The organism is Sphingopyxis sp., assembly GCF_965227415.1.
In the GTDB taxonomy this organism is placed as follows: domain Bacteria; phylum Pseudomonadota; class Alphaproteobacteria; order Sphingomonadales; family Sphingomonadaceae; genus Sphingopyxis.
On record NZ_OZ245749.1, the window covers coordinates 2,275,381 to 2,300,888 of the forward strand.

At 65.1% G+C, this 25,508-nt stretch carries 19 protein-coding genes and 1 pseudogene; 12 read left to right on the forward strand and 8 right to left on the reverse strand.

Going from position 1 to position 25,508, the window contains the following annotated elements; all coding sequences use genetic code 11:
- Positions 1 to 2: 2 nt before the first annotated feature.
- From ACO055_RS11080 to ffh, 4 genes and pseudogenes are all read right to left on the reverse strand, one after another.
- Entirely contained in the window at positions 3 to 1,517 is a 1,515-nt protein-coding gene (locus ACO055_RS11080) for a serine hydrolase domain-containing protein (RefSeq protein WP_422058926.1), read from the reverse strand.
- 350 nt (positions 1,518 to 1,867) lie between these two features.
- Positions 1,868 to 2,377, reverse strand: coding sequence for a ribosome maturation factor RimM (gene rimM / locus ACO055_RS11085; RefSeq protein ID WP_422058927.1), 510 nt, complete (start codon positions 2,375 to 2,377; stop codon positions 1,868 to 1,870).
- 252 nt (positions 2,378 to 2,629) lie between these two features.
- A pseudogene (gene rpsP / locus ACO055_RS11090) lies at positions 2,630 to 3,076 on the reverse strand (30S ribosomal protein S16); the annotation flags it as partial.
- Between the two features lie 37 nt (positions 3,077 to 3,113).
- Positions 3,114 to 4,571, reverse strand: a complete 1,458-nt coding sequence (gene ffh / locus ACO055_RS11095) for a signal recognition particle protein (RefSeq protein WP_422058928.1) — start codon at positions 4,569 to 4,571, stop codon at positions 3,114 to 3,116.
- A gap of 246 nt (positions 4,572 to 4,817) precedes the next feature.
- On the opposite strand from ffh, the gene ACO055_RS11100 reads away from it, so the two are divergent.
- The 6 genes from ACO055_RS11100 (at position 4,818) to ACO055_RS11125 (ending at position 10,849) form a co-directional block, all read left to right on the forward strand.
- Positions 4,818 to 6,449 carry a putative bifunctional diguanylate cyclase/phosphodiesterase gene (locus tag ACO055_RS11100; RefSeq protein WP_422058930.1) on the forward strand — a complete coding sequence of 544 codons (1,632 nt, stop codon included), beginning with the start codon at positions 4,818 to 4,820 and terminating at the stop codon, positions 6,447 to 6,449.
- A gap of 51 nt (positions 6,450 to 6,500) precedes the next feature.
- On the forward strand, positions 6,501 to 7,307 hold the full coding sequence (dapF, locus tag ACO055_RS11105) for a diaminopimelate epimerase (protein WP_422058931.1): 807 nt from the start codon (positions 6,501 to 6,503) through the stop codon (positions 7,305 to 7,307).
- Complete coding sequence (locus ACO055_RS11110; protein ID WP_422058932.1) at positions 7,304 to 8,602, forward strand: MiaB/RimO family radical SAM methylthiotransferase; 1,299 nt, start codon at positions 7,304 to 7,306, stop codon at positions 8,600 to 8,602. The genes dapF and ACO055_RS11110 overlap by 4 nt, the downstream gene beginning before the upstream one ends.
- The gene (ftsY, locus tag ACO055_RS11115) at positions 8,599 to 9,525 is read left to right on the forward strand and encodes a signal recognition particle-docking protein FtsY (RefSeq protein WP_422058933.1); all 927 of its coding nucleotides are present in this window, start codon (positions 8,599 to 8,601) and stop codon (positions 9,523 to 9,525) included. Before ACO055_RS11110 ends, ftsY begins: the two co-directional genes overlap by 4 nt.
- Positions 9,522 to 10,199: an inner membrane-spanning protein YciB gene (locus ACO055_RS11120; protein ID WP_422058934.1), complete on the forward strand. Its 678-nt coding sequence runs from the start codon at positions 9,522 to 9,524 to the stop codon at positions 10,197 to 10,199. Before ftsY ends, ACO055_RS11120 begins: the two co-directional genes overlap by 4 nt.
- Positions 10,200 to 10,276: 77 nt before the next feature.
- Positions 10,277 to 10,849 (forward strand): urate hydroxylase PuuD, encoded by a 573-nt coding sequence (locus ACO055_RS11125; RefSeq protein ID WP_422058935.1) that lies wholly within the window; start codon positions 10,277 to 10,279, stop codon positions 10,847 to 10,849.
- A 61-nt stretch (positions 10,850 to 10,910) separates the two neighbouring features.
- Here the strand turns inward: ACO055_RS11125 and ACO055_RS11130 are convergent, their stop codons facing one another.
- The 4 genes from ACO055_RS11130 to ACO055_RS11145 form a co-directional block, all read right to left on the reverse strand.
- Entirely contained in the window at positions 10,911 to 11,465 is a 555-nt protein-coding gene (locus ACO055_RS11130) for a gamma carbonic anhydrase family protein (RefSeq protein WP_422058936.1), read from the reverse strand.
- A complete protein-coding gene (locus ACO055_RS11135; protein ID WP_422058937.1) occupies positions 11,462 to 13,720 on the reverse strand; it encodes a spermidine synthase in 2,259 nt (752 codons plus the stop codon). The genes ACO055_RS11130 and ACO055_RS11135 overlap by 4 nt, the downstream gene beginning before the upstream one ends.
- A 19-nt stretch (positions 13,721 to 13,739) precedes the next feature.
- Positions 13,740 to 14,738, reverse strand: a complete 999-nt coding sequence (hemB, locus tag ACO055_RS11140) for a porphobilinogen synthase (protein WP_422058938.1) — start codon at positions 14,736 to 14,738, stop codon at positions 13,740 to 13,742.
- 83 nt (positions 14,739 to 14,821) lie between these two features.
- The gene (locus ACO055_RS11145; RefSeq protein WP_422058939.1) at positions 14,822 to 16,342 is read right to left on the reverse strand and encodes a M23 family metallopeptidase; all 1,521 of its coding nucleotides are present in this window, start codon (positions 16,340 to 16,342) and stop codon (positions 14,822 to 14,824) included.
- Between the two features lie 319 nt (positions 16,343 to 16,661).
- Between ACO055_RS11145 and ACO055_RS11150 the strand changes: the two genes are divergently transcribed.
- From ACO055_RS11150 to ACO055_RS11175, 6 genes are all read left to right on the forward strand, one after another.
- A complete protein-coding gene (locus tag ACO055_RS11150) occupies positions 16,662 to 19,433 on the forward strand; it encodes a helicase-related protein (protein WP_422058940.1) in 2,772 nt (923 codons plus the stop codon).
- Positions 19,433 to 19,732 carry an RNA-binding S4 domain-containing protein gene (locus tag ACO055_RS11155; protein WP_422058941.1) on the forward strand — a complete coding sequence of 100 codons (300 nt, stop codon included), beginning with the start codon at positions 19,433 to 19,435 and terminating at the stop codon, positions 19,730 to 19,732. Before ACO055_RS11150 ends, ACO055_RS11155 begins: the two co-directional genes overlap by 1 nt.
- 172 nt (positions 19,733 to 19,904) lie before the next feature.
- Positions 19,905 to 20,243: a ferredoxin FdxA gene (gene fdxA, locus ACO055_RS11160; RefSeq protein WP_422058942.1), complete on the forward strand. Its 339-nt coding sequence runs from the start codon at positions 19,905 to 19,907 to the stop codon at positions 20,241 to 20,243.
- A gap of 151 nt (positions 20,244 to 20,394) precedes the next feature.
- On the forward strand, positions 20,395 to 21,045 hold the full coding sequence (locus tag ACO055_RS11165; protein WP_422058943.1) for an ATP-dependent Clp protease proteolytic subunit: 651 nt from the start codon (positions 20,395 to 20,397) through the stop codon (positions 21,043 to 21,045).
- A 179-nt stretch (positions 21,046 to 21,224) separates the two neighbouring features.
- Positions 21,225 to 22,496, forward strand: a complete 1,272-nt coding sequence (gene clpX / locus ACO055_RS11170; RefSeq protein WP_422058944.1) for an ATP-dependent Clp protease ATP-binding subunit ClpX — start codon at positions 21,225 to 21,227, stop codon at positions 22,494 to 22,496.
- Between the two features lie 271 nt (positions 22,497 to 22,767).
- Entirely contained in the window at positions 22,768 to 25,434 is a 2,667-nt protein-coding gene (locus ACO055_RS11175; RefSeq protein WP_422058945.1) for a TonB-dependent receptor, read from the forward strand.
- Positions 25,435 to 25,508: the final 74 nt, after the last annotated feature.

The window sequence follows — 25,508 nt, forward strand, 5'->3', positions numbered from 1 at the left end:
CCCTAGGGCGCGTCCTTGACGACACGAAAACGCAGCGCCTGTACCGTCACGGGCCGGGTCGGCGCCAGCAGCAGCGTCCCGTCCAGCTTGCCCTTGTCACAGTCGAGCCGGAACGCCGTCGACATCGCCCCCGTCGGCGTCAGCGGATCGTCGGCCGGACAGTCGCCCACCTCGGCCTTAAGCTTCGCGAACTCCGCCGCCCAATTTTCAGCCGAGCGGTCCATCAGGAAGTTCATCGCGAGCCTGCCCTGCAGCGGACCGAGATTGCCCGCAGCATAGGCCGCCTTCGACGCTGCATATAATTCTGCGACCGCTGGCGTCACCGGCACGGCTCGCGGCGCCAGCAGCCCCGCCTTGTTCATCGCAACTGCGGTGTCCCAAGCGGGCGCCGACGGCCCGGCATAGGTGCGGTTCGACAGCGCAAAGACGCCGACGCCATAGTCGGGCATCAGCATGACGTGGCTGCCGTAACCAGGATATCCGCCGCCATGGGCGAGCGTCAGACCCAGGTCGCAATCCTGTGCGACGCGCCAGCCCATCCCATAGGCCGAAGCCTGTTTGCACGCGGTTGCGCCGGTCGCGCCGTTGCGATTGGTGACCGACACGAAATTCAGCCCCTGCGCAATCTCGCGCACCGTTGCCCGCTTGACCGGTCCGGTGTCGGGATCGTCGCGCGGCGGCCAGGCCGAAAGCAGGAAGGCGACCCATTTTGCATAATCGTTCGCGCTGACCTGCAGCCCGCCCATGCTGTTGAACGCGCCGTCGACCATCTCGGGCTCGGCCGTCCAGCGCTCATTCTCCCACCGATAGCCGAGAGCGTAGCGCGCTTTGGGCGCATGCGGCGCGTCATAGCCGCTCGCGGTCATGCCGAGCGGGGTCAGGATCGTCCTTCGGACATAGTCGGTGTACGCCATCCCCGATGCCTTGGCGACGATGCGACCAAGCAGCGCATAACCGAAGTTCGAATATTCGTGCCGGCTCTGCGGCGCGCGGGTGAACGGCACGCCTGCGGCGATCAGCTTTGTGAACTCGTCGTCCGGCAACACCTGTTGGCGGTCGCCCCACGGATCGTCGGTGACGAAGCCGCCGACGTGCTGGAGCAGGTCGCGAATGCGGATACGCGGGCTGTCGGTTGTCGGATAGGTCCAGCCCTTCATCTCGGGGATATAGTCTTCGGCCAGGTCGTCGAGGCGCAGCTTGCCCTGATCGCGAAGGTTCAGGATCGAGAGCGCCGTGAACGCTTTGGTCATCGACGCGATGCGGAACAATGTGTCGGGCGTGACTGCGCGCTTGTCGTTCAGCTCCTGCACGCCAACGCCCTTCACATAAGCGAGCTTGCCGTCCTTGACGACGCCATACACCAGACCGGGGACGTGCTGATCGGCCTGAAATTTGGCGAAAAGGGCATCGATTTCAGGAGCGAGCTGCTGAAGGTTCCTGGGAGCGGTTTCCTGGGCGGCGACGGGAAGCGCGCTTCCCAGCATGATCGCGAAAGCCAGTCCCGATTTCCAACGCATCCCCGTCTCCTGCCTGTCACCGAACCCGTTAAAGCCACAAAAGCCCCGCACGCGCAGCACCAAATTGTGTCTTTTGTGGCTTTAGGCCATCGCGGTCATCTGTTGTTCTTCGAGCTGGACCAACGAGTCGAACGAAGCGTCGCACAGTGCCGGAATGTAGGAAAGCGCATAATCCCTGCACATTTCATTGCCGCGTGGCCAACAGCATGTCGAACAACCGACAACCGACAATCGACGATCGACGATCAGACGGCCTTCGTCACCCCGGACTTGATCCGGGGTCGATTTTGGCCGGCGCTGGAAGATGGATCCCGGATCGAGTCCGGGATGATGAAATGGGAAAGAGACCGTTATTCGACAAATGCCGCGTCGATGGTCACGCCGTCGTCGTTCCACGTCGGCACCGCCTGTGCGGTCATCGGCACCATGAAGCGCGCGGGCTTTTTTCCGGGCTCGCCCGGCTTCTCGATTTCGAGAATGTCGCCGGCACCGAAATTCTCGATCGCGGCGACATGGCCGAGTGCGGTGCCGTCGGTGGAAACACACGGCAAGCCGAGCAGGTCGTGGTGATAATATTCGCCGTCAGGAAGCGGCGGGAGCGCCGATCGCGGGACGGTGAGGACGGTCCCGCGCAAAGCCTCTGCCGCACTGCGGTCGGTGACTTCGGCAAAGGTCGCGACCGCGCCCTGGTTGGCGGGGCGCACCGATTTCAAGGTCAGCTTGCGATCGCCTGCCTCGAAAACGGAAAAGGCGCGGAGAGACTCCGCGCCTTCGCCAAATAGCTTGAGCCGCACTTCGCCCCGCACCCCATGCGCGCCGGCGATGGCGGCGAGGGTGACGGGGCGCGCAGCGTTGGCCAAGACTTAGCCTTCGGCCTTTTCTTCGCCGACTTCTTCAGCAGCGACTTCTTCAGCAGCGGCTTCTTCAGCAACCGGAGCAGCCGGAGCTTCTTCGGCCGGACCGCCTTCGGCAGCCTGTTCGGCCATCGCGGTCGCGTCGTCGGCTGTCGCGTCGGCCGGAACTTCGTCGGCAACGGCTTCAGCCACCGCTTCGGCGGTTTCTTCGCTCTTCACCGAGCCGGTCGCGTCCGATTCAGCGGCTGCGGGAGCAGCGGCTTCTTCGGCCACAACGTCTTCAGCGGCCACTTCCGGAGCCGCTTCTTCGACCGCTTCAGGTTCCGGAGCCGGCGCAGCGGCAGCGGCTGCAGCCGCTTCTTCGGCGTCAACCAGCTTCTGGGCCTTTTCTTCGGCGCGTTCCTTGGCCTTCTCGCCCGGGACCGCCTTGTTCGGGTTGTTGCGCGCGGCGCGTTCCTGGACGCCGGCGGCATCAAGGAAGCGGGCGACGCGGTCGCTCGGCTGGGCGCCGACGCTCAGCCAATGCTTCGCGCGGTCAGCGTCAAGCTTGACGCGCTCGGGATTGTCCTTGGCGAGCAGCGGGTTGTAGCTGCCGATACGCTCGATGAAGCGGCCGTCGCGCGGGGCGCGCGAATCGGCAACGACGATCTTGTAATACGGGCGCTTTTTCGAACCGCCGCGCGAAAGGCGAATGGAGGTAGCCATGATATTTTCCTTCTGAGTCTAACTTGGATTGTTCGGGTTATTTCTTTTTATTCATCAGATTGGCGAGTTCGGGCGGGATCGATCCCCCGCCGAGGCCGGGAAGCCCGCCAAGGCCGCCGCCTCCGCCCCCCATGCCACCGCCGCCCATGCCGCCGCCGCCCTTGCCGAACAGCGCGCCGAGCCCCTTGAGGCCGCCCATCTTGCGGATTTTCTTCATCGCGGTGGACATTTCCTGGTGCATCTTGAGCACCTTGTTCACCTGTTGCACCGTCGTGCCGGACCCGTTGGCGACGCGGATCTTGCGCTTCGCGGTCAGGATTTCGGGTTTCGCGCGCTCCTTGGGGGTCATCGATCCCATGATTGCGTCGAAGTGGATGAGCATCTTGTCGTTGGCACCGCTGTCGGCCATCGCCGCCTGCGCCTTTTTCATGCCGGGGATCATTCCGGCAAGCGCGCCAAGGCCGCCCATGCGGCGCATCTGATTGAGCTGCGTGCGAAGGTCGTCGAGGTCGAACTGACCCTTCGCCATCTTCGCGGCCATCGCCTCGGCCTCTTCGGCCTGGATCGTCTCGGCGGCGCGCTCGACCAGGCTGACGACATCGCCCATGCCCAGAATGCGGCCCGCGATGCGCGACGGCTGGAAGAGTTCGAGCCCGTCGAGTTTTTCACCCGTGCCCGCAAACTTGATCGGCTTGCCGGTGACCGCGCGCATCGACAGCGCCGCGCCGCCGCGCGCGTCGCCGTCCATGCGGGTGAGCACGACGCCGGTCAGTGGCACCTGGTCGGTGAAGCGCTGCGCGACCTGAACCGCGTCCTGCCCGGTGAGGCTGTCGACGACGAGCAGCGTTTCGGTCGGGTTCGAGGTCCGCGACACCGCCTGCATTTCGTCCATCAGCTGCTGATCGACGTGGAGGCGGCCGGCAGTGTCGAGCATCAGCACGTCGAAGCCCTGCAGCTTTGCCGCCTGCAACGCGCGCTGTGCGATCTCGACCGGCCCCTGCCCCGCGATGATCGGCAGCGTCGCGACGTCGATCTGGGTGCCGAGGACGGCCAGCTGTTCCTGTGCGGCAGGGCGATTGACGTCGAGCGACGCCATCAGCACCTTCTTGCGCTCTTTTTCCTTGAGCCGCTTGGCGATCTTTGCCGTCGTGGTGGTCTTGCCCGAGCCCTGAAGGCCGACCATCATGATCACTGCGGGCGGGGTGACGGCAAGTTCGAGCTCGGCCGTTTCCGACCCGAGCATTTCGGTCAGCGCGTCGCTGACGATCTTGACGACCTGCTGGCCCGGCGTGACCGAGCGCAGGACGTTCTGGCCGATCGCAAGTTCGGTGACCTGATCGACGAATGTACGGACCACGGGCAGCGCGACATCGGCTTCGAGCAAGGCGATTCGCACTTCGCGCATCGCGGCGCGCACGTCCGCCTCGGTCAGCGCGCCGCGGCCGCGGAGCTTTCCGAAAACATCGCTCAGCCGGTTGCTCAGACTGTCGAACATGCGCCTAAAAAGTCCCTTCTGACGACCGCAACGCAAAACACGCCGGTGAGCGAAACCTCGCCAACCAGCGGTATCCGTGGACAGTATTTTCCGTCGCGGATGTCGATATTGCCCGGCTGCAATATGCGTCCGGACGCGGGGCCTTTACGCAAAAGCGCGCCGAAAGGCAAGCACGGCATCGCCCGCCACTTAACGCAAATTTCACCGCTCGCCGCCATAGAGGCTGTGATGGTGGGGAATGATCACATGATGGCGGAGCCGAAGCCTCGCAACCGCGGCGAGGATGCCAAGCGCGATATGCTCGCGGGGGGCATCGTCGTCGCGGCGATCGTCCTGTTCGTCGGAACCGGCGGCAGCGTCATGCAGGCCGTCGTTCAGACGCTGATCGGCATTGGCGGCGGGCCCGACAAGGCCCTGTCGGCGGCGCTGATCCTGAACATCGCGCTGATCCTGTTCGGCTGGCGCCGTTACGAAGATCTCAACCGCGAGATTCGCGAACGCACCGACGCCGAGCAGCGTGCGCGCTATCTGGCCGATACCGATCCGCTGACCGGCTTCCTCAACCGCCGCGCGTTGCTCGCCAAGGGCCAGCAGATGATCGCAAGCGCAACTGCCGAACAACGGCACGTTGCGCTCTTTCTGCTCGATCTCGATCATTTCAAGACGGTCAACGATATCCATGGCCATGCCGCAGGCGATCGCGTGCTGCAGGTGGCAGCCGAGCGCATCAGCAGCGTCCTGCCACCGAATGCGACCAAGGCACGGCTCGGCGGCGACGAGTTCGTCGCGATGCTGCAATTCGAACCGGGCATGCGCGGCAATATCGACGCGCTCGCGGCCGAACTTGTCGCCACGCTCGAGGCGACGGTCGCTCATGACGCTCAGCAGATCCGCATCGGCGCTTCGCTCGGCATCGCGCTGGCGACCGACGCGAGCATGACGATGGAAACGATGGTCCGCCAGGCCGACATCGCGATGTATCATTGCAAGGACGATGGCCGAAATCGCCACATCTGGTTCGAACAGGGCATGGAAATGGCGGTGCAAGTCCGCAACCAGATCGAGACCGGAATTCGCGACGGCATGCCGCGCGGCGAGTTCGTCGCGCATTTCGAGCCGCAGGTCGATATCGCGAGCGGGCGCCTGCTCGGCTTTGAAATGCTGATGCGCTGGGAATCGCGCGAATATGGCCTGATCCCGCCCGAACGCTTCATTCCGGTCGCCGAGGAAAGCGGCCTGATCGGCGAATTGTCGCTGCAGGTTGTCCGCCAGGCGATGGAAGCCGCCAAGGGCTGGGACCCGTCGATCATGCTCGCGGTCAACATCTCGCCGCAGCAACTCAAGGATCCGTGGTTCAGCCAGAAACTGACCAAGCTGCTCGTCGAAACGGGGTTCCCCGCGAACCAGCTCGAGGTCGAGATTACTGAAAGCTCGCTGTTCGAGAATCTTCCGCTGGTCCGCTCGATCGTCACCAGCCTCAAGAACCAGGGCGTATCGCTGAGCCTCGACGATTTCGGGACGGGTTACAGCTCGTTGTCGCACCTGCGCGCGCTGCCTTTCGATCGGATAAAGATCGACCGTAGCTTCATCGCCGCGATGCGCGGGAGCCCCGACGCACAAGCGATCGTCGTCGCAATCGTGCGGCTGGGCGAAAGCCTGTCGATGCCGATTACGGCCGAGGGTGTCGAGGACGAAGCGACGGCCATCGAACTCACCCGCCTTGGCTGTTCAAAGGGACAGGGCTGGTACTATGGCCGCGCCGCCTCGGCCGAAGATACCGCGCGCCTGCTCGCCGATCGCGGCCTGCTTCGCGTCCCCTTGGCGCCGCAAGCCGGCGCGCAGCCTCCCGAAGACGAAGTGCTGCGCAAGTCGGCGTAATCCGGCCACATCGCTAGACTTCGCGCTTTCACGCCCTTACATGCGCGAGCTATGGCGGATCGCTTCACCAAGATGCACGGCCTCGGCAACGACTTCGTCGTGATCGACGCGCGCGAGCAGGGCGTCGAGATGACCCCGGCGCGTGCGCACGCGATCGCCGACCGGCGCCACGGCATCGGCTGCGACCAGCTGATCCTGCTCGAACCATCGGCGAAGGCCGACGTGAAGATGCGGATATTCAACGCCGACGGCGGCGAGGTCGAGGCATGCGGCAATGCGACGCGCTGTGTCGCGACCCTGCTCGGCCAACCCGCGGTGATCGAGACATTGGGCGGCATGCTGCGCGTTACCCCTGCCGACGGCGGCGCCGAAGTCGTGCTCGGCGAGCCCGTCTTCGATTGGGAGCATATCCCGCTCGCGATGCCGATGGATACGCGCGACATGCCCGTCGCGTGGGACGAGCTGGAACATGGCGCAGCGGTCAACGTCGGCAATCCGCACATCATCTTCTTCGTCCCCGAGGCCGATGCGGTCGATCTCGACGAGCTGGGGCCGCGGATCGAAGCCGACCCGCTGTTTCCCGAACGCGTGAACGTCAATGTTGCGAGCCTCGACGGCGAAAACCAGCTCCAGCTCCGCGTCTGGGAGCGCGGCGTCGGTCTGACGCAAGCGTGCGGGACCGGCGCCTGTGCGACCGCGGTCGCGGCGATCCGCGCCGGCAAGGTCGCCTCGCCGGTCACCGTGTCGCTGCCCGGCGGCGACCTGATCATCCGCTGGGCGCCGGGCGAGCCGATCGTGATGAGCGGCGCGGCAACGCGCGTCTATGAAGGCCAGACCGATTGGGCGCAGTTCGGATGAGCGTTGCCACCGCCGACCGGCAAGAGGTCGTCAATTTCGGTTGCCGGCTCAATATCGCCGAGGGCGAAGCGGTTCGCGCGGCCGCCGTCCAGGCCGGCGCGCACGACACGATCATCTTCAACAGCTGCGCGGTGACCGACGAAGCGGTGCGGCAAGCGCGACAGGCGGTGCGGCGCGCGCTGCGCGAGCGGCCCGATGCCGACGTGGTGGTGACCGGATGCGCGGCGGAACTGGAAGCCAAGCGCTTTACCGCAATGGGTGCGCGGGTCGTACGCAATGATGCCAAGGGATTGGCCGAGAGCTATAAAAATGCCGTGTCCCCGCGCAGGCGGGGACCGATCTCCGATGCGCTCGAAATAGCACCGGAGGGAGATGGACTCCCGCCTTCGCGGGGGAACCCGGGTCTTCTTGGATCGCCCCTTGCCTACATTCCCGCCCTATCCGGCGCAGACCATGCGCGCGCTTTTCTGGGCGTCCAGACCGGCTGCTCGCATAGCTGCACCTTTTGCGCGACCGTCATGGCGCGCGGCACGGCGCGATCGGCGACGGTCGAAACCGTCGTCGATGCCGCGCGCATCGCGCTCGATCGCGGCCAGCGCGAGATCATTCTGACGGGGGTCGATCTTGCAAGCTACGGCGACGACAGCGGCACGACGCTCGCGACGCTGGTCGAGGCGCTTTTGGCATTGCCCGTCGAGCGCGTGCGGCTGTCGTCGCTCGATCCGAACCGGATCGACGACGCGCTGTTCGCCTTGTTGACGCAGGAGGCGCGCGTGATGCCGCACGTCCATCTGTCGTTGCAGGCGGGCGACGACATGGTGCTGACGCGCATGAAGCGTCGCCATCGCCGCGCCGATGCAGTGCGCCTGACCGAACGGCTGAAGGCCGCGCGCCCCGATATCGCGATCGGCGCCGACCTGATCGCCGGATTTCCCACCGAGGATGACAAGATGTTTGCCAACAGCATGGCCCTGATCGACGATTGCGACATCGTCTTCGGCCATATTTTTCCTTACAGCCCGCGCGCCGGAACGCCCGCGGCGCGCATGCCGCAAGTCGGTCGCGCCATTGCGCGAGAACGTGCTGCGATGCTTCGAGAAGCCAATGCGCAGCGCCGTGCCGCATGGCTCGATGCGCAGGTCGGCAGCAGCGCGTCGATGCTCGTCGAGCGCGATGGCCTGACGGGCCATGCGGAGAATTTTGCGGCGCTGACGCGGACAACGCCCGCCGAACCCGGCACCATCGTTCCGGTCCGCCTGATCAGCCGCAATGGCGACAGGTTGCTCGCGGCATGAGCGGGCTCAGCTGGAGCGAACGGCTGCTCGGCGGCCTCAAGCGCACGTCGGAGCGGCTCGGCGACAATCTGTCGGGGCTCACCGGCAAGTCGCGGCTCGACGACGAGGATCTCGACCGGATCGAGGAAGCGCTGATCACCGCCGACCTTGGCCCCGCGATGGCCGGCCGCATTCGCGATCGCCTGTCGGATCGCCGCGACGTCGCCGCCAACGGCACCGACGAGCTCCGCAAAGTCGTCGCCGAGGAAATTGCCGCGGTGCTGCGCCCCGTCGCCGAGCCGCTCGAAATCGACGCCTTCCCGCGTCCGCAGGTCATATTGGTCATTGGGGTCAACGGATCGGGCAAGACCACGACCATCGCGAAGCTGGCGCATCTGTTCCAGGAACAGGATTATGGGGTGATGCTCGTCGCAGGCGACACCTTCCGCGCGGCCGCGATCGGACAATTGAAGGTCTGGGCCGAACGTCTGGGCGTGCCGATCATGGCCGGACCCGAAGGCGGCGACAGTGCCGGCATCGTCTTCGACGCCGTCAAGCAGGCGACCGCGACGGGCATCGACGTGTTGATCGTCGACACGGCAGGGCGGCTGCAGAACAAGCGCGAGCTGATGGACGAACTCGCAAAGATCAAGCGCGTGCTCGGCCGTCTCAACCCCGCCGCCCCGCACGACGTCGTGCTGGTGCTCGACGCAACCACCGGACAGAATGCGCTGTCGCAGATCGACGTGTTTCGTGAAGTGGCCGGCGTCACCGGCCTGGTGATGACCAAGCTCGACGGCACCGCGCGCGGCGGCGTGCTCGTCGCCGCGGCCGAGCGCCACGGCCTTCCCATCCATGCGATCGGCATCGGCGAGACCATCGACGATCTTCGCCCCTTCGACGCCGACGAAATTGCAGGCATCATTGCCGGAAACATCCGATGAACGAACCGATCGACCAGCTTCCCGGCGGCCCGGAGGCCGCCCCCGCACCGCCGCCCGCCAAGCATGGCTGGCTCAATTTCGCGATCGATTTCGGGCCGCTGCTCGTCTTCTTCCTCGCCTATAAATTGTCCTCGGGCGGCGAAGGCGCCTTCGCTGCGACCACCGCCGCGATCAAGGGCACGCTTGCCTTCATGGTCGCGATCGTCATCGCGATGGGCGTGTCAAAGTGGAAGCTGGGCAAGATTTCGCCGATGCTGTGGATGTCGAGCATCCTCGTCATCGGGTTCGGCGCACTGACGATCTGGTTCCACGACGAACGTTTCATCGTGATGAAGCCGACGATCATCTATGCCGCCTTCGCCGTCCTGCTGCTCGGTGGCTATTGGTTCAAGAAACCGATGCTCAAATATCTGCTCCAGTCGGCGCTCGAGGGACTGACCGAAAGGGGCTGGCTCTTGCTGTCGCGCAACTGGGGTTTGTTCTTCGCCACGCTCGGTATCGCCAATCATGTGATGTACGAGATGATCCAGGCGAAACAGATGAGTTTCGACTTTTGGCTGACGATCAAGGTCTGGGGTGTCACCGCGCTGTCGTTCCTCTTCACGCTGGCGCAGCTGCCGGTGATGCTCAGGAACGGGCTCGCCGTTCCCGAGGACGCCGACAAGCAAGCTTGAGCCTGTCCCCCTAGGCTGGCATAGCAGCGCCATCCGGCACCGGGTCGCACTGGGCCGAGACAAGAGGGGGATTGCAAATGGACAAGTTTTTCGGGAATCTTCACGCCGTACTCGGCGCGGGGCTGGTGCTGGCCATCATCCTGATGCTGGGCCTCAACGGCCAGAATTTCGAGGATGGCATTGCTGCGGGCAACGCGATCATGCGCTGGCTGCACACCTTCTTCGGCGTGCTGTGGATCGGGCTGCTCTATTATTTCAACTTCGTCCAGATTCCGACGATGCCCAAGATTCCGGCCGAGCTGAAACCCGGCGTGTCGAAGCATATCGCGCCCGCCGCGCTCTTCTGGTTCCGCTGGGCGGCGCTGATCACGGTGCTGCTGGGCCTCGCCATCGCGTTCCACGCGAAATATGCGATCCCGGCCTTGAGCTTGCAGGACCCCTACAAGCTGATCGGCGTCGGCATGTGGCTGGGCCTGGTCATGGCATTCAACGTCTGGTTCGTGATCTGGCCGAACCAGAAAAAGGCGCTCGGTATCGTCGAGGCCGACGATGCGACCAAAGCCAAGTCGGCGAAGACCGCGATGATCTTTTCGCGGACCAACACGCTGCTGTCGATCCCGATGCTCTATGCGATGGTGAACTTCAGCTGAGGCAGCGAGCCTGAAAAAAAGGGGCGCCCGGGGAAACCCGGGCGCCCCTTTTTCGTTGGCGTCAGCTTTCGATCGCCGCCTTGTGCATGCGCCCGTTCAGCACATAGTGCGCGACGCCCATCTGCATTCCCGCCGCCTGTGCGTCGTCGATCTCGCGCACGCGGCGCGCGGGCGATCCCGCCCATAGTTCGCGGTCGGGTATTTCCTTATTCTCGGTGAGCAATGCGCCCGCCGCCAGCATCGCGTCACTGCCGATGCGGCACCCGTTCATCACCGTCGCCTTGAGCCCCACGAAGGCCCGATCGGCGAGCGTGCAGCCATGCACCATGGCCATGTGGCCGATTAGCACATTCTCTCCAATGATCGTCGGAAAGCCGTCGGGGCGGTGCGGCATCGGGCCGTCGCAGTGCACGACGCTGCCGTCCTGGATGTTCGACCGCGCGCCGACGACGATACGGCTGACATCGGCGCGGAGGACGCAATTGTACCAGATGCTGACGTCGGGTCCGATCACGACATCGCCGATGATCCGGCATCCCGGCGCGATGAACGCACTCGGGTCGATCTGCGGCGTCTTGCCATTGACGCTGATGATGGTGACGTCGACGTAGGTCATGAGCGTTTCCCGACCAGATGGCCCCAGAGAAGAACCGGCAGCGTCGATGCATAGTCATCGGTCCAGGGTGTGAAGCCGGGACGCGCGGCAAGCGGCACCCACGCGTCATCCTGATCGGATTTGGCGCGCGGCTTCACGCCGCCGGTCAATTGCTGCAGGCGCTCGGGCTTTTCGGTCAGCGCCACCCAGCTCGACGCGGTCAGATTGCCATAGTCGCGGGCCATCGGGTTGTCGGCGTTCCCCGAAGGATCGAGCCGGATCGCGGCGCTCCACCCACGCGCCTTCGCCTCGGCCGCGAGGACGGGTTCGAGGTCGAAGAACCGGTTCGAGACATGGATCAGCAAGATGCCGCCGGGTTTCAGCGCCCGCGCATAGATACCGATCGCTTCGTTGGTCAGCAGGTGCAGCGGGATCGCGTCGGACGAAAAGGCGTCGATGACGAGGATGTCGAATTGCGCCGCCGGCCGCTTCGCGATCTGCAACCGCGCATCGCCGATCACGATCGGCACGGTGGGCGCGCATTTGCTGATGAAGGTGAATTTCGACGGGTCCCGCGCGATGGCCGCCATCGCGGGATCGATCTCGAAGATCGTCCACGCCTGTCCGGGGCGACGATAACAGGACAGCGTCCCTGCGCCGAGGCCGACGATACCGATCGAAGCGTTGGGTCCGGCAAGCTGCGGTGCCTTGTCGAGCGTCAGCCCGACGCCCGATTTGTGCCCATAATAGGTCGTCGGTTCGAGTTCGCGCCCCTTTTCGGTGCGCTGCAACCCGTGCAGCGTCGTGCCATGCGCGAGGCGGCGCTGGTGCCGATAGCTGTCGTCGGTCACCGTATAGACGCCGAAATAGCTGCGCACGCGCGAGCCGTCGGTGCTGCTTTTCAGCGTTTCGAGGCCGCCAACGCCGAGCATCAGCATCCCGAGCGACAGGACATAGGCCCAGCGCCATCCGATCACGAGCAGGCCGACGCCAAGCGTCAGCCCCGCCCAAAGACCATTGATGCCGCCGAACGTGCCATTCCAGTTGGCCGACAATTTCCAGCTGGCAAGAGCGGCAATGACCAGGAGAAGAACGACGATCGGCAGCGGCCGGGACACCTTCAGCCACCGGTCCCACGGGAACAGCGCCGGCAAGGGCAGCAGCATGGCCGCCGCCAGCACCAGAATCGGATGTTCGTAAACCCAGTCGAACAGCAGCGGCGCAATCAGCGCCGCGAACAGGCCGCCGAGCACGCCGCCCGCCGACATGATGAGATAGAACAGGGTGAGGTAACGGGTCGGCGGACGCAAATGATAGAGATAGTCGTGCAATGTGGTCGCCACGACGAACAGCATGACCAGACCCATGAAGGCGATCAGCATCGTCCCGCCGCTGGTGCTGAGAAGTGCCTGCCCGCCTGCGATCAGCAGCACCGCCGGGGCGAGCACCCGGAATGTTCCCTTGATCGATTCGGCATTGGAAAAGGCGATGGAGAAGCTGAGGAGATAGAGCCCGAGCGGGAGGACCCAGAGCAGCGGCATCGCCACGATGTCGGTGGTCAGATGCGTCGTCGTCGACAGCATCAGCCCCGAGGGGACCGCAGCGATGAGCAGCCAATGGATCTGGCGGCGCAGCGTCGGCCGTGGCTCGTCCGCCGCGCTGGCCGCATCATCCTGCGCGACATGGTTTTGCCAGCGCGCCGCCGCGGCGGCAGCGACCAGCAGCAGAAGCAAGGCATAGCCCGCGGTCCAGCCCCAGCTTTGCGATGCGAGCGGCAAATTCGGCTCGACGAGCGCCGGATAGCTGATCAGTCCCGCGAAACTGCCGAGGTTCGATGCCGCGTAGAGATAATAGGGATCGCCCGCGCGCGTATCGGCAGCGAACCAGCGCTGCATCAGCGGCGCCTGCGCCGATATGACGAAAAAGACCGGGCCGATCGACGCGAGCAACAGCAAGGGCACCCACAACGCTTCCTGCCCCGGCCCCGGCGGCGCAATCTGCGCGATGCCGAGCGGGAGCCACAGCGCGGCGAGCACGAACAGCGCAATGTGGATCATCGCCTGGCGGCGGATCTCGAAACGGCCGAGCCAATGCGCATAGGCATAGCCGCCAAGCAGCAACGCCTGATAGACGAGCATCGCGCTGTTCCACACCGCCGGTGCGCCGCCCAATTTGGGCAGCACCATGCGCGCCACCATCGGTTGAACCTGGAACAGCAAAAAGCTGCCGACCAATATGGTCAGGACAAAAAGCCAGCGGCGCGGTGTCTGCGTCATCTATTCCCCACCCGGTCGGTCAATCGTTCAAAAGCCGCGCCGCGTGGAGCGCATGATAGGTCAGCACGCCCGACGCGCCCGCCCTGCGGAAAGCCAGCAGGGTTTCGAGAACGAGGGCGTCGCGGTCCCCTGCCCCCACAGCGGCCGCAGCCTCGATCATCGCATATTCGCCCGACACCTGATACGCATAGACCGGGACTGCAAAATGATCCTTAACGGCGCGAACGACGTCGAGATAGGGCAGGCCGGGCTTCACCATCACGCTGTCAGCGCCCTCGGCAAGGTCCTGCGCGACCTCGCGCAGTGCCTCTTCGACATTGGCCGGGTCCATCTGATAGGTTTTCTTGTCGCCCTTGAGCAGGCCGCGCGAGCCCACGGCATCGCGGAACGGGCCATAGAAGGCCGAGGCATATTTCGCCGCGTAGCTCATGATCTGGACATGGCCAAAGCCCTCCATCTCCAGCGCCTCGCGGATCGCGCCGACGCGGCCATCCATCATGTCGCTGGGCGCGATGATGTCGGCACCGGCGCGCGCCTGGTTGAGCGCCTGCCCGACAAGCACTTCGACCGTCTCGTCATTGAGGACATAGCCCGCCTCGTCGATCAGCCCGTCCTGGCCGTGGCTGGTATAGGGATCGAGCGCGACGTCGGTGAGCACGCCGATATCGTCGCCGAGCGCATCCTTGATCGCGGCGACCGCCTGGCACATCAAATTGTCGGGATTGAGCGCCTCGGCGCCATCGGCGCTGCGCCGGTCGGGCTGAGTATAGGGAAAGAGCGCCAGGCACGGGATGCCCGCCGCCACCGCTTCCTTTGCGCGCGCTACGATCAGATCGACCGACCAGCGCGACACACCGGGCAGGCTGCCGATCGGCTCTTCAGCGCCGGTTCCGGGGCAGACGAACAGCGGCCAGATCAGGTTCGAGGGCGTGAGATGGTTTTCGCGAACCATCGCGCGGCTCCAACCGGTGCGGCGCGTGCGGCGCAAGCGCAGGTCGGGAAAGGCGGCTTCAGTCATGCGGCGTGCATAGCGGCGCGGCGCCCGAGGGCAAATGCTTATTGGACAAGGCCCCCTTCCGCCGGCGGGAGAGGATGGTGTGTTCAGTTCGCGCCGCCCGCGCGCTTCGTCGCGACGTCGGCCAGCGAACCGAGCTTTGGCCCCGCCGCGGGCTTGACCGCAGCCGCGCTCATCGCGGCGCCCGGCACGATCGACGTCAGTTGGCGGATGCGGGCGCGGAAATCAGCCAGCGCCTTGCCCTCGAGCTGCGCGCGCGTGACGAAGCTCACCGACATCGGATTCACCGGAACGCCGTTGCGATAGACTTCGAAATGGAGATGCGGGCCGGTCGAAAGGCCGGTCGAACCAATGTAACCGATCACCTGTCCGCGCGACACATGCTGGCCGGGGCGCACCGCAATGCGGCTCATATGGCCATAGCCCGTGCCGAGCCCGGCGCCGTGGCTGAGCTTCACATAATTGCCGAAACCGCCGGTGCGGCCCGCAATGGTCACCTGCCCGTCGCTGACGGCATAGATCGGCGCGCCATAACCGCCGCCAAAGTCGACGCCGCTGTGCATCCGCTTGTAGCCGAGGATCGGGTGGCGGCGCATACCGAAGGTCGAGGTGATGCGGCCGTTGGTCGGACGCCCGACCCCGCCTCCGCTCTGCTGGCCGACGCCCGATGCCTCGAACCATTGCAGACGACCGTCGACATTCCATTCGATCATCGACACTTTCGGCTTCCCGCCGCGGACAAGTCCGGCATAGAGAAGTTTCCCGGTCTCGCTCTCGCCCGTCTCTGCCCTGCGATGATCGACGATGATGTCATATTCGTCGGACGAGCGGATGTCGCCGCCGACCGAAATCTGGCGGCCGATGACGCGGAGATACGACTGGATCGATTCGGGCGAGGCGCCCGCGGCACGGGCCGAGAGATAAAGGCTGTCGCCGACCCTGCCGCGGATACGCAAGGGCGTGCTGTCGACCGCGATCGGAATCCGGCGCATCACCAGGCGGCCGTCGATCCGCTCCATCTCGATCCGCAGGTCGAACCGCGCGCGCATCGCGAGCGCTTCGACAGGGCGCGGCATGGTGCGCGCCGCACGGCGACCGAGGATCAGGTCGATGCGAGTGCCGGGCGCGATATCCGCCAGCGGCACGGCCGAAGAAACCTGGCTGGCGAGCGCCTGCGCATCGCCGCTGCCGACACCCGACCGTTCGAGCAGCCGCGCGAAGCTGTCGCCGGCGCCAAGCGTCGCGGTCAGTTCGATCTGCGGGCGCTCGGGCGTCTGGACGAGCGGGCGGACGGCGTCGGTCGCGGCCATGTGGCGGCCGGTGTCGCCGCCATAAGCGAGCGGCACGATCATCTGCGCGCGCGCTTCGTTGAAATCGGAGGCGTCGAGCGCAGGCGCGCCGCCGGTTGCCAGCGGCCGGACGCCCGGGAACGTCGCAATCGCCGCGCCGCAGAGAAAAGTTAACGTCGCAAGGCCCCGCCACCATTCGCGCGAGCCGATATTGTCGCCGAGATCGGGAACGAGATCGAGCAGCGCGAGCCGGTCGCGCCACGTCAGCCTGGGCTCGGGGCGGGTGCCCACTGTCCGCAACGGGATCGCCTGCGCCATCGAAAGCGCAGCCGCGTTGCCGGATATGCCCGCAAGGGATCCGTGGCCCGCAATGGGTTCGTGGCGCTTAAACAAAAAAGGCAACCCCCGCTCGACGGGCCTCCCATGACCCGGCCGTCGCATGCTTTTCGACCGCTTGTCTGTAAAGAAAGGTCGTTAAAGTCAATTTAATGGCCTCTGACAGCGCTCTGCTTGCGGCGGGCCGTGGCGGCGCTGCGCCATGATGTGCCCGCGCCAAGAAAATGCAGCCGTTCCGCCGCGGTTCGACGATCACCTGTTGCGCGCCGAACGCGCGCATGCCAGCAGAGGGAACAAGACAATGGCGCCACCCTCTTCCCACCCGGTCAAGGCTGTCCTTGGCCCCACCAACACCGGCAAAACCCATTTGGCGGTCGAGCGCTTGACCGCCCATTCGAGCGGCATGATCGGCTTTCCGCTGCGGCTGCTCGCGCGCGAGGTCTATGATCGGGTGGTCGCGATCAAGGGTCCGGCGCAGGTCGGACTCATGACGGGCGAAGAGCGCATCCTGCCGCCCGACGCGCGCTATCTTCTCGGCACGATGGAGGCGCTGCCCGTTGCCCGCGACGTCGCGTTCGTCGGCATCGACGAAGCGCAGCTCGGCGCCGACCCCGAGCGCGGCCATGTCTTCACCGACCGCCTGCTGCGCGCGCGCGGCCGCGAGGAAACGATGATCCTCGGGTCGGCGACGATCCGCGGGCTGGTCAAGAGCTTGGTTCCCGAAGCCGATATCGTCACCCGCCCGCGCTTTTCGACCTTGAGCTATGCCGGCACCTCGAAGCTGTCACGGCTGCCCAAGCGTTCGGCGATCGTGGCCTTCTCGGCCGAAGAAGTCTATGCGATCGCCGAGATGCTCCGCCGCTTCGCGGGTGGCGCGGCGGTCGTGATGGGCGCGCTCAGTCCCAAGACGCGCAATGCGCAGGTCGCGATGTTCGAGGCGGGCGAAGTCGATTATCTGGTCGCCACCGACGCGATCGGCATGGGGCTCAACCTCGACGTCCAGCATGTCGCCTTCGCCAGCCTGCAAAAATTCGACGGACGCCGACTCCGCCGCCTGACCGTTTCGGAAATGGCGCAGATCGCGGGACGGGCGGGCCGCCATCAACAGGACGGCAGCTTCGGTACGGTCGGCATGCCGCAAGGCGGCTTTACGCCCGAAGAAATCCTCGCGATCGAGGGGCATCATTTCCCGCCGCTGTCGAGCCTGTTCTGGCGCAATCCGACGCCGCGATACGACACACTCGACCGGTTGCTCGCCGATCTCGCGCAGCCGCCCACGCAGCCGATCCTTCGCGCCGCGCCCGAAGCCGTCGACCTCGCGGTGCTCAAGCATCTTGCCGGCGACATGGAAGTGCGGATGCGCGCCGGCGAGCCCGAAGCGGTCGAGCGGCTGTGGGACGTCTGCGGGCTTCCCGATTTCGAGCAACTGGGCGCCGAGCATCACAGCCGCACCGTCTTCAAGCTGTGGCAATGGCGGACGAGCGGCGACGGAACGATCGACCCCGACTGGTTTGCCAAGCGGCTGGCCCGCCTCGACGACACCGACGGCGACATCGACCAGCTCGCGAGCCGTATCGCGGCGGTCCGCACGCTGTGCTTCATAGCGCAACGCGGCGACTGGATTGCCGGCGGCGCCGGGTGGACCGAACAGACGCAGGCGCTCGAATCGCGCCTGTCCGACGCGCTGCATGCCGCGCTTGCCCAGCGCTTCGTCGACCGGCGCCTCGCGCTGTTGCTGCGCGACGCGGGGCAGCGCCATGCCGCCCTGCCCGTCGCCGTCGGTCCCGACGGCACCGTTGCCGTCGATGGCGAGGCGATCGGCACGCTCAAGGGCTTCTCGTTCAAGGTCGATGCCAAGGCCCGCGCAAGCGACCACCGGATGCTGCTCGCCGCTGCCGAAAAGCATTTGCGCAGCGAGCTGGCGCGCCGCGCCGCGACCCTGGCCGCCGGCGAGGACAATGGCCTGTCGCTCGTCAGCGAACCCGGCACCGCAGCGCGTCTCGCCTGGCATGGCGATGTCGTGGCAACGCTGGCGCGCGGGCCGACGCTCGTCCAGCCGACGATCCAGATCGACCCGTCGCTGCGCCGCCTGGAACCGCAGCAAGTGCTAGCGATTTCCGAGCGCTTGCAGGCATTTGTTGCCCAGCAACTGGCGCGCCATGCCGGTCCGCTGGCGATGATGGGCGAAGCAGCTGGCGATCTTTTCACGCCGCCGCGCGTCCGCGCGCTGCTCGCCGCACTCGTCGATGGCGGCGGCACCGCAAGCCGCGCAGCGGTCGAGGAGCAGCTTGCCGCCATCACCGCCGACGAGCGGCCACAGCTTCGCAAGCTGGGCCTCACCATCGGCTCGCTCGACATCTTTCACCCCCAGCTCTTGAAGCCCGAGGCGGTACGCTGGCGCGCGGCGTTGATGGCGGCGCAACAGGCAACCGCAGTTCCGGCGCTGCCGCCGCAAGGCGCGGTGATCCAGAAGACGGGCAACCACGCCGCGCTGACGATCGCGGGATTCCGTCGCTGCGCCAATGGCTGGCTGCGCGTCGACATGGCCGAAAAGCTCGCGCGACAGGCGCATGCCGCGCGCATGCAGGCCGCAGCGCCGCCGAGCGCGCCGCTCGCCGGTACAGGCGACGATCAAGACGAACATCACGACGGCGGCGACCAGACGCCGCTGCCGGGCTTTGTGATCGATCCTGCGCTGGCAACCTCGCTCGGCCTCGACGACGAGACGCGGCGCGCGCTGCTTGGCAGCTTCGGCTTTCGCAGCATCGGCGACGCCGCGCTGGACCGCTGGCGCTGGGCAGGTCTCAAGCGCCCCGACCAGCGCGAACGCCGCAAGCGGGGCAAACAAGGCAAAAAGGACGAAACGACCGCCAAGCCCGCGACCCGGAGCGAACGCCCCCGACGGCCTGCGCAACACGGCCAGAACCGGCACGGCAAGCCGGGGACCACGCCGAAGCCGCCCGAGGCCGCCGCCCGTCCGCCGCGCCCCGACCGTCCCGCGCGGCGCGGCCCGTCGCCGAACAGTCCCTTCGCCGGCCTTGCCGCGCTGCTTGCCGACGCGCGGAAGGATTGATGGCCAGCCCCGGCGCGGCAGGAAGCATCCGGCTGGACAAGCTGATCTGGTATCTGCGCTTCGCGCGCTCGCGCAGCGTCGCGCAGGCGATGGTCGCGGCCGGCCATATCCGGCTCGACGGGCGCCGGATCACGCGCGCATCCGCGGCGGTCCACGCCGGGGCAACGCTCGTCCTCCCCGTCGGCGAACAGATCGAGGTGATCCGCCTGCTCGTGCTGCCGCAGCGACGCGGCCCGGCTCCCGAAGCGCAGGCCTGCTACACCCGGCTCGATGGCGGAACGCCCGCCGCCGCGAGCTGAGCTATCGACCGCAAAGGAAAAGCTGCCTCCGGAAAGCGTGCCGATCGGCCTATCGAATGAGAGTGATTCGCAACTGTCACTTTGCGTTGACGCACTCCGTTGGTGCAGCTTAGAGCCGAGCAAATCACCGTCCGGACGGCAAGGGTGCCGCCGACCAAGGGAGCGAAAACCCATGACCTATGTCGTCACCGACGCCTGTATCCGTTGCAAATATATGGATTGCGTCGAGGTTTGCCCTGTCGACTGTTTCTATGAGGGCGAGAATATGCTCGTCATCAATCCCAACGAGTGCATCGACTGCGGCGTGTGCGAACCCGAATGCCCGGCCGAAGCGATCCTGCCCGATACCGAGAGCGGTCTCGAAAAATGGCTGGAGATCAACACCAAGTTCAGCGCCGAATGGCCGAACCTAACGACCAAGAAGGACAGCCCCGCGGACGCCGACGAATTCAAGGGCGTCGATGACAAGTTCGGCAAGTATTTCTCGGCCGAGCCCGGCGAAGGCGACTGATCGCGGGCACAGTTTGATTTACCGGGGCGGGACATCCCGCCCCTTTTTTTGCCCCCTTGAAACCACTCGGCTTGGCGCCGATGTAGGATGGCGACGGGGCAGCCCGCCGGTTCGCGGCAGGGCATCCCGGATAATGAAGGACGAAATTCCAATGATCGACCCGCTCGCCGCCCTTGTTCCCGTCGTCGTCGAACAGACCAGCCGCGGCGAACGCAGCTTCGACATCTTCTCTCGCCTGCTGCGCGAACGGATCATCTTCGTCACGGGCGAGGTCGAGGACCAGATGGCCTCGCTGATCACCGCCCAGCTGCTGTTCCTCGAATCGGAAAATCCGAAGAAGGACATCTTCATGTACATCAACTCGCCGGGCGGAGTCGTCACGGCGGGCATGGCGATCCACGACACGATGCAATATATTCGCCCCCGCGTCGGCACGTTCTGCATCGGCCAGGCTGCGTCGATGGGCAGCTTCCTGCTCGCGGCGGGCGAGCCCGGCATGCGCGTCGCGCTGCCCAACGCCCGCGTCATGATCCACCAGCCCTCGGGCGGTGCGCGCGGCATGGCATCGGACATCGAGATCCAGGCGCGCGAGATCCTGCGCATCCGCAAGCGGATGAACGACCTGTATGTGAAATACACCGGCAAGACGCTGAAAGAGATCGAAAAGGCGATGGATCGCGATACGTTCCTCGAAGCCGATGAAGCCAAGGAATTCGGACTCGTCGACCATGTCTTCGGCTCGCGCCCGGCGAGCGACGGCGAGACCGGCGCGGCGACCCAGAGCGAAGGCCCGACGCCCTGACGAACGGCGTCGCTGCAAGCTGCAAAGGGCTGGTAACCGCGTTTCTTGACGCGCCCTTTGCCGTGCGGCGCTATTCGGGACATTGCGGCGATGTCACCCAATTGCCATATTGTAATTGGGTGACCGCGGGCTAGGATAATGACGGCAGCGCCCTTTTGGCGCTGGCCAGAGGACATAATATGACCAAATTGAGCGGCTCGGACAGCAAGAGCACACTATATTGCTCCTTCTGCGGCAAGTCGCAGCACGAAGTCCGCAAACTGATCGCAGGACCGACCGTGTTCATCTGCGACGAATGCGTCGAACTGTGCAACGACATCATCCGCGAAGAGATCAAGGGCGGCGTTGCTGCGCGCAAGGACGGCGCAGTGCCCACGCCGCTGGAAATCTGCCAGCATCTCGACGCCTATGTGATCGGTCAGAACAAGGCCAAGCGCGTGCTGTCGGTCGCGGTCCACAACCATTACAAGCGCCTCGCGAACAGCGGCCGCGGCGAAGAGGTCGAACTTGCCAAGTCGAACATCCTGCTCGTCGGCCCGACCGGCAGCGGCAAGACTCTGCTCGCACAGACGCTCGCGCGCTTCCTCGACGTGCCCTTCACCATGGCCGATGCGACGACGCTGACCGAAGCCGGCTATGTCGGCGAGGATGTCGAGAACATCATTCTCAAGCTGCTGCAGTCGTCCGACTATAATGTCGAAAAGGCGCAGCGCGGCATCGTCTATATCGACGAAATCGACAAGATCAGCCGCAAGGCCGAAAATCCCTCGATCACCCGCGACGTGTCCGGCGAAGGCGTGCAGCAGGCGCTGCTCAAGCTGATGGAAGGCACGACCGCAAGCGTTCCGCCGCAGGGGGGCCGCAAGCATCCGCAGCAGGAGTTCCTGCAGGTCGACACGACGAACATCCTTTTCATCGCCGGCGGCGCTTTCGCAGGCCTCGAAAAGATCATCGGCGACCGCTTGCAGGGCAAGTCGATCGGCTTTGGCGCGCATGTCGCCGGACCCGACGAGCGCCGCACGGGCGAGACGCTCAAGCAGATCGAGCCCGAAGATCTGCTGAAATTCGGCCTGATCCCCGAATTCGTCGGCCGCCTGCCGGTGATCGCGACGCTCGAGGATCTCGATATCGACGCGCTGGTCAAGATTCTGGGCGAGCCCAAGAACGCGCTGGTCAAACAGTATAAGAAGCTGTTCGACCTGGAGGAGGTCGCGCTGACCTTCACCGACGATGCGCTGATCGCGGTCGCCAAGAAGGCAATCGAACGCAAGACCGGCGCGCGCGGACTGCGCTCGATCGTCGAGGCGATCCTGCTCGATACCATGTTCGACCTTCCCGACCTGACCGACGTGGTCGAGATCGTCGTCGACAAGGATGTCGTCGAGGGCCGCAAGGACCCGGTCCGCGTCTATGCCGACAAGGCAAAGGAAGCGGCGGGCGACGCGGCCTGAGTCGCGGTGCTGCCCCGATAGGGCGGCGCTTCATGTTGCATCGCAGCAACAGTTTCCCGAAAAAATGCATGGCGGCCTGTGGATAATTCCGCAGGCCGCACGCAAATTCGTGCTTTTTTGACCTTTTCCTGATCCCCGCCGCCTTCGCGGCTTGCACTGTCACAATTGCTGTCACAATCGTGCCACATGCGGGCTTCAGGGGCGCTCGCAGGACAGGCGCGCCCCTTGGTCGCGCGCCTGCCGACTGCAAATCTAAGGGGACAACCTGATCATGACTTTACGTAACACGCTCGCCGCGGGCGCCGCGATGCTGCCGCTCGCGCTGCTGTCGACGCCGGCCTTCGCACAGTCGACCGGCTCGCAGGATTTCGAAAACGAAATCGTTGTCACGGGCGTTTCCGCGACCGACGTCGCCGGCATTACCTCGCCCGACACGTCGAAGGCGAAGTCGGTCCTCGGCCAGGAAGTCATCGGCCGCCAGAACCCCGGCCAGACGATCCTCGACACGATCAACCTGATCCCCGGCGTCAACTTCACCAACAACGACGCCTATGGCTCGGCCGGTGGCCAGCTGACGATCCGCGGCTTCTCGGCCGACCGCATCAGCCTGACCTTCGACGGCGTGCCGCTGAACGATTCGGGCAACTATGCCATCTATTCGAACCAGCAGCTCGACCCCGAGCTGATCGAGCAGGTCAACGTCAACCTCGGTTCGACCGACGTCGACAGCCCGACCGCCGCCGCAACGGGTTCGACCGTCAACTATCGCACGATGGTTCCGACCGAAGAATTCGGCGTCAAGCTTTCGGGCTCGGCGGGTGAATATGAATTCATGCGCATCTTCGGCCTGGTGAACACCGGCGAATTCACGCCCTTCGGCACTCGCGCCTTCCTGTCGGCGTCGACGGCGTCGAACAACAACCCGTACAACAACTACGGCCGCCTCCGCAAAAAGCAGTTCAACGGCCGCATCTGGCAGCCGATCGGCAGCGACGGCGACTTCGTCTCGGTCGCGGGTCACTATAACGTCAACCGCAACAACTTCTTCGGTTCGGTGCCGCTGCGCCTCGACACCGGCCGCGTCGTCGGCTCGGGTTCGGGCAACCGCTTCCCGATCACCAAGGACGAGCGCGAATATGACATCGCCGCTCCCTGCCAGATCATCACGGCCTCGGGTCCGGGCCCCCAGACAACGAACACCTGCGGCACGGAGTTCGATCGCCGTTACAACCCGTCGAACACGGGCAACATCCGCGGTGCATCGAAGTTTACGCTGACCGAAGGCCTCGTGCTGACGATCGACCCCAGCTATCAATATGTGAAGGCCAATGGCGGCGGCACGACCACCGGCAACGAAGGCTATCGCGACATCAATCCGACGGGGACCGGTACCAACGGCGTCGGCACCTGCGGCACCACGGCTGGCCTGATCACCTCGACGCTTTTTTGCTCGACCGGCTATCTTGCCGGCCAGCCCTATTTCGGGCGCGACCTCAACGGTGACGGCGATATCCTCGACCGCGTTACGGTCCTGGCGCCCAGCCAGACCCAGACGCATCGTTATGGCGTGATCGCCAACTTGCGCTGGGACATCAACGAGAACCACACCGTCCGCGCCGGCTTTACCTATGACCGTGCGCGTCATCGCCAGACCGGCGAAGTCGGCTTCCTGCAGGCCAATGGCGAGCCGTTCAGCGTCTTCCCCGTCACCGACAATCCGCTGGCCGATGCCACCGGCGTCGTCCTGCAGAAGCGCGACCGCCTGTCGTACGCGATCCTGACGCAGGTTTCGGGCGAATATCGCGGCGAATGGGCCGACGGCCGCCTGATCACGACGGTCGGTATCCGCGCGCCCTTCTTCAAGCGCGACCTGAACAACAATTGCTTCACGTCGAGCGACACGGGCTTCGTCGAATGCTTCGGCAGCGCCGCCGATGCACGCAACGCAACCTACGCCGGCCTGAACCCGACGATCCAGGCTCCGCAGCAGCGCGTGCTGAAGTATGACGACATCCTTCCCAACGTCGGCCTGATGTTCAAGCCGAACAGCCAGATGTCGGTGTTCGCCAACTATTCGAAGGGCCTGCAGGTTCCGGGTACGGATGCGCTCTACAACGCATTCTTCTTTGCCCCGAACACGCCGTCGGCGCGTCCGCAGCCTGAAACCTCGGACAACTTCGACCTCGGCGTCCGTTATCGCACGAGCAAGATCCAGGCGCAGGTCTCGGGCTGGTTCACCAAGTACGACAACCGTCTGGCATCGGCGTTCGATCCCGAAACCGATCGCAACCTGTACCGCAACCTTGGCCGCGTCGATAAATATGGCATCGATGGTAGCATCGCCTATCAGCCGGTTCCCGAACTCGCGCTCTATGTCTTCGGTTCGTGGATGAAGTCGAAGATCAAGGACGATGTGCAGTCGGGCGAATGCACGCTCGCGCAGGTCAACGCCGTTCCGCGGATCGCAGGCTGCACCACGGTCGGCCAGCCGATCTTCGTCGCGACCGCAGGCAACCGCGAATCGGGCGCGCCGGCATACAGCTATGGCGGCACGGTCCGTGGTACGCTGGGTCCGGTCGAGCTGGGCATCACCGGCAAGCGCACCGGCGGTCGTTTTATCTATGACACCAACCTGCCGGTCATGGGCGGCACCTCCACCGTACCGACGACCCTGTATCCGGCGAAGACCAACGCTTACTGGCTGGTCAACCTGGATGCGCGCATCGGTCTCGAATGGGCGGGCCTGAACGACAAGACCTTTTTCCAGGTCAATGTCTACAACCTGTTCGACTCGCTTTATGTGGGCAACTACACCCCGGGTCTGAACCAGGGTGGCGTGCTCGGCGCAGGCGTGTTCACCGGCAACCCGGCAGCGGTTCCGAACGCCCAGATCGGCGCCCCGCGCACGATCAGCGCGACGCTCACCGTCGGCTTCTAAGCCGCACGGACAGAGAGGAAAAAGGGGCGCGGGAGGAAACTCCCGCGCCCTTTTTCTTGTCAGCGGAAATCGTG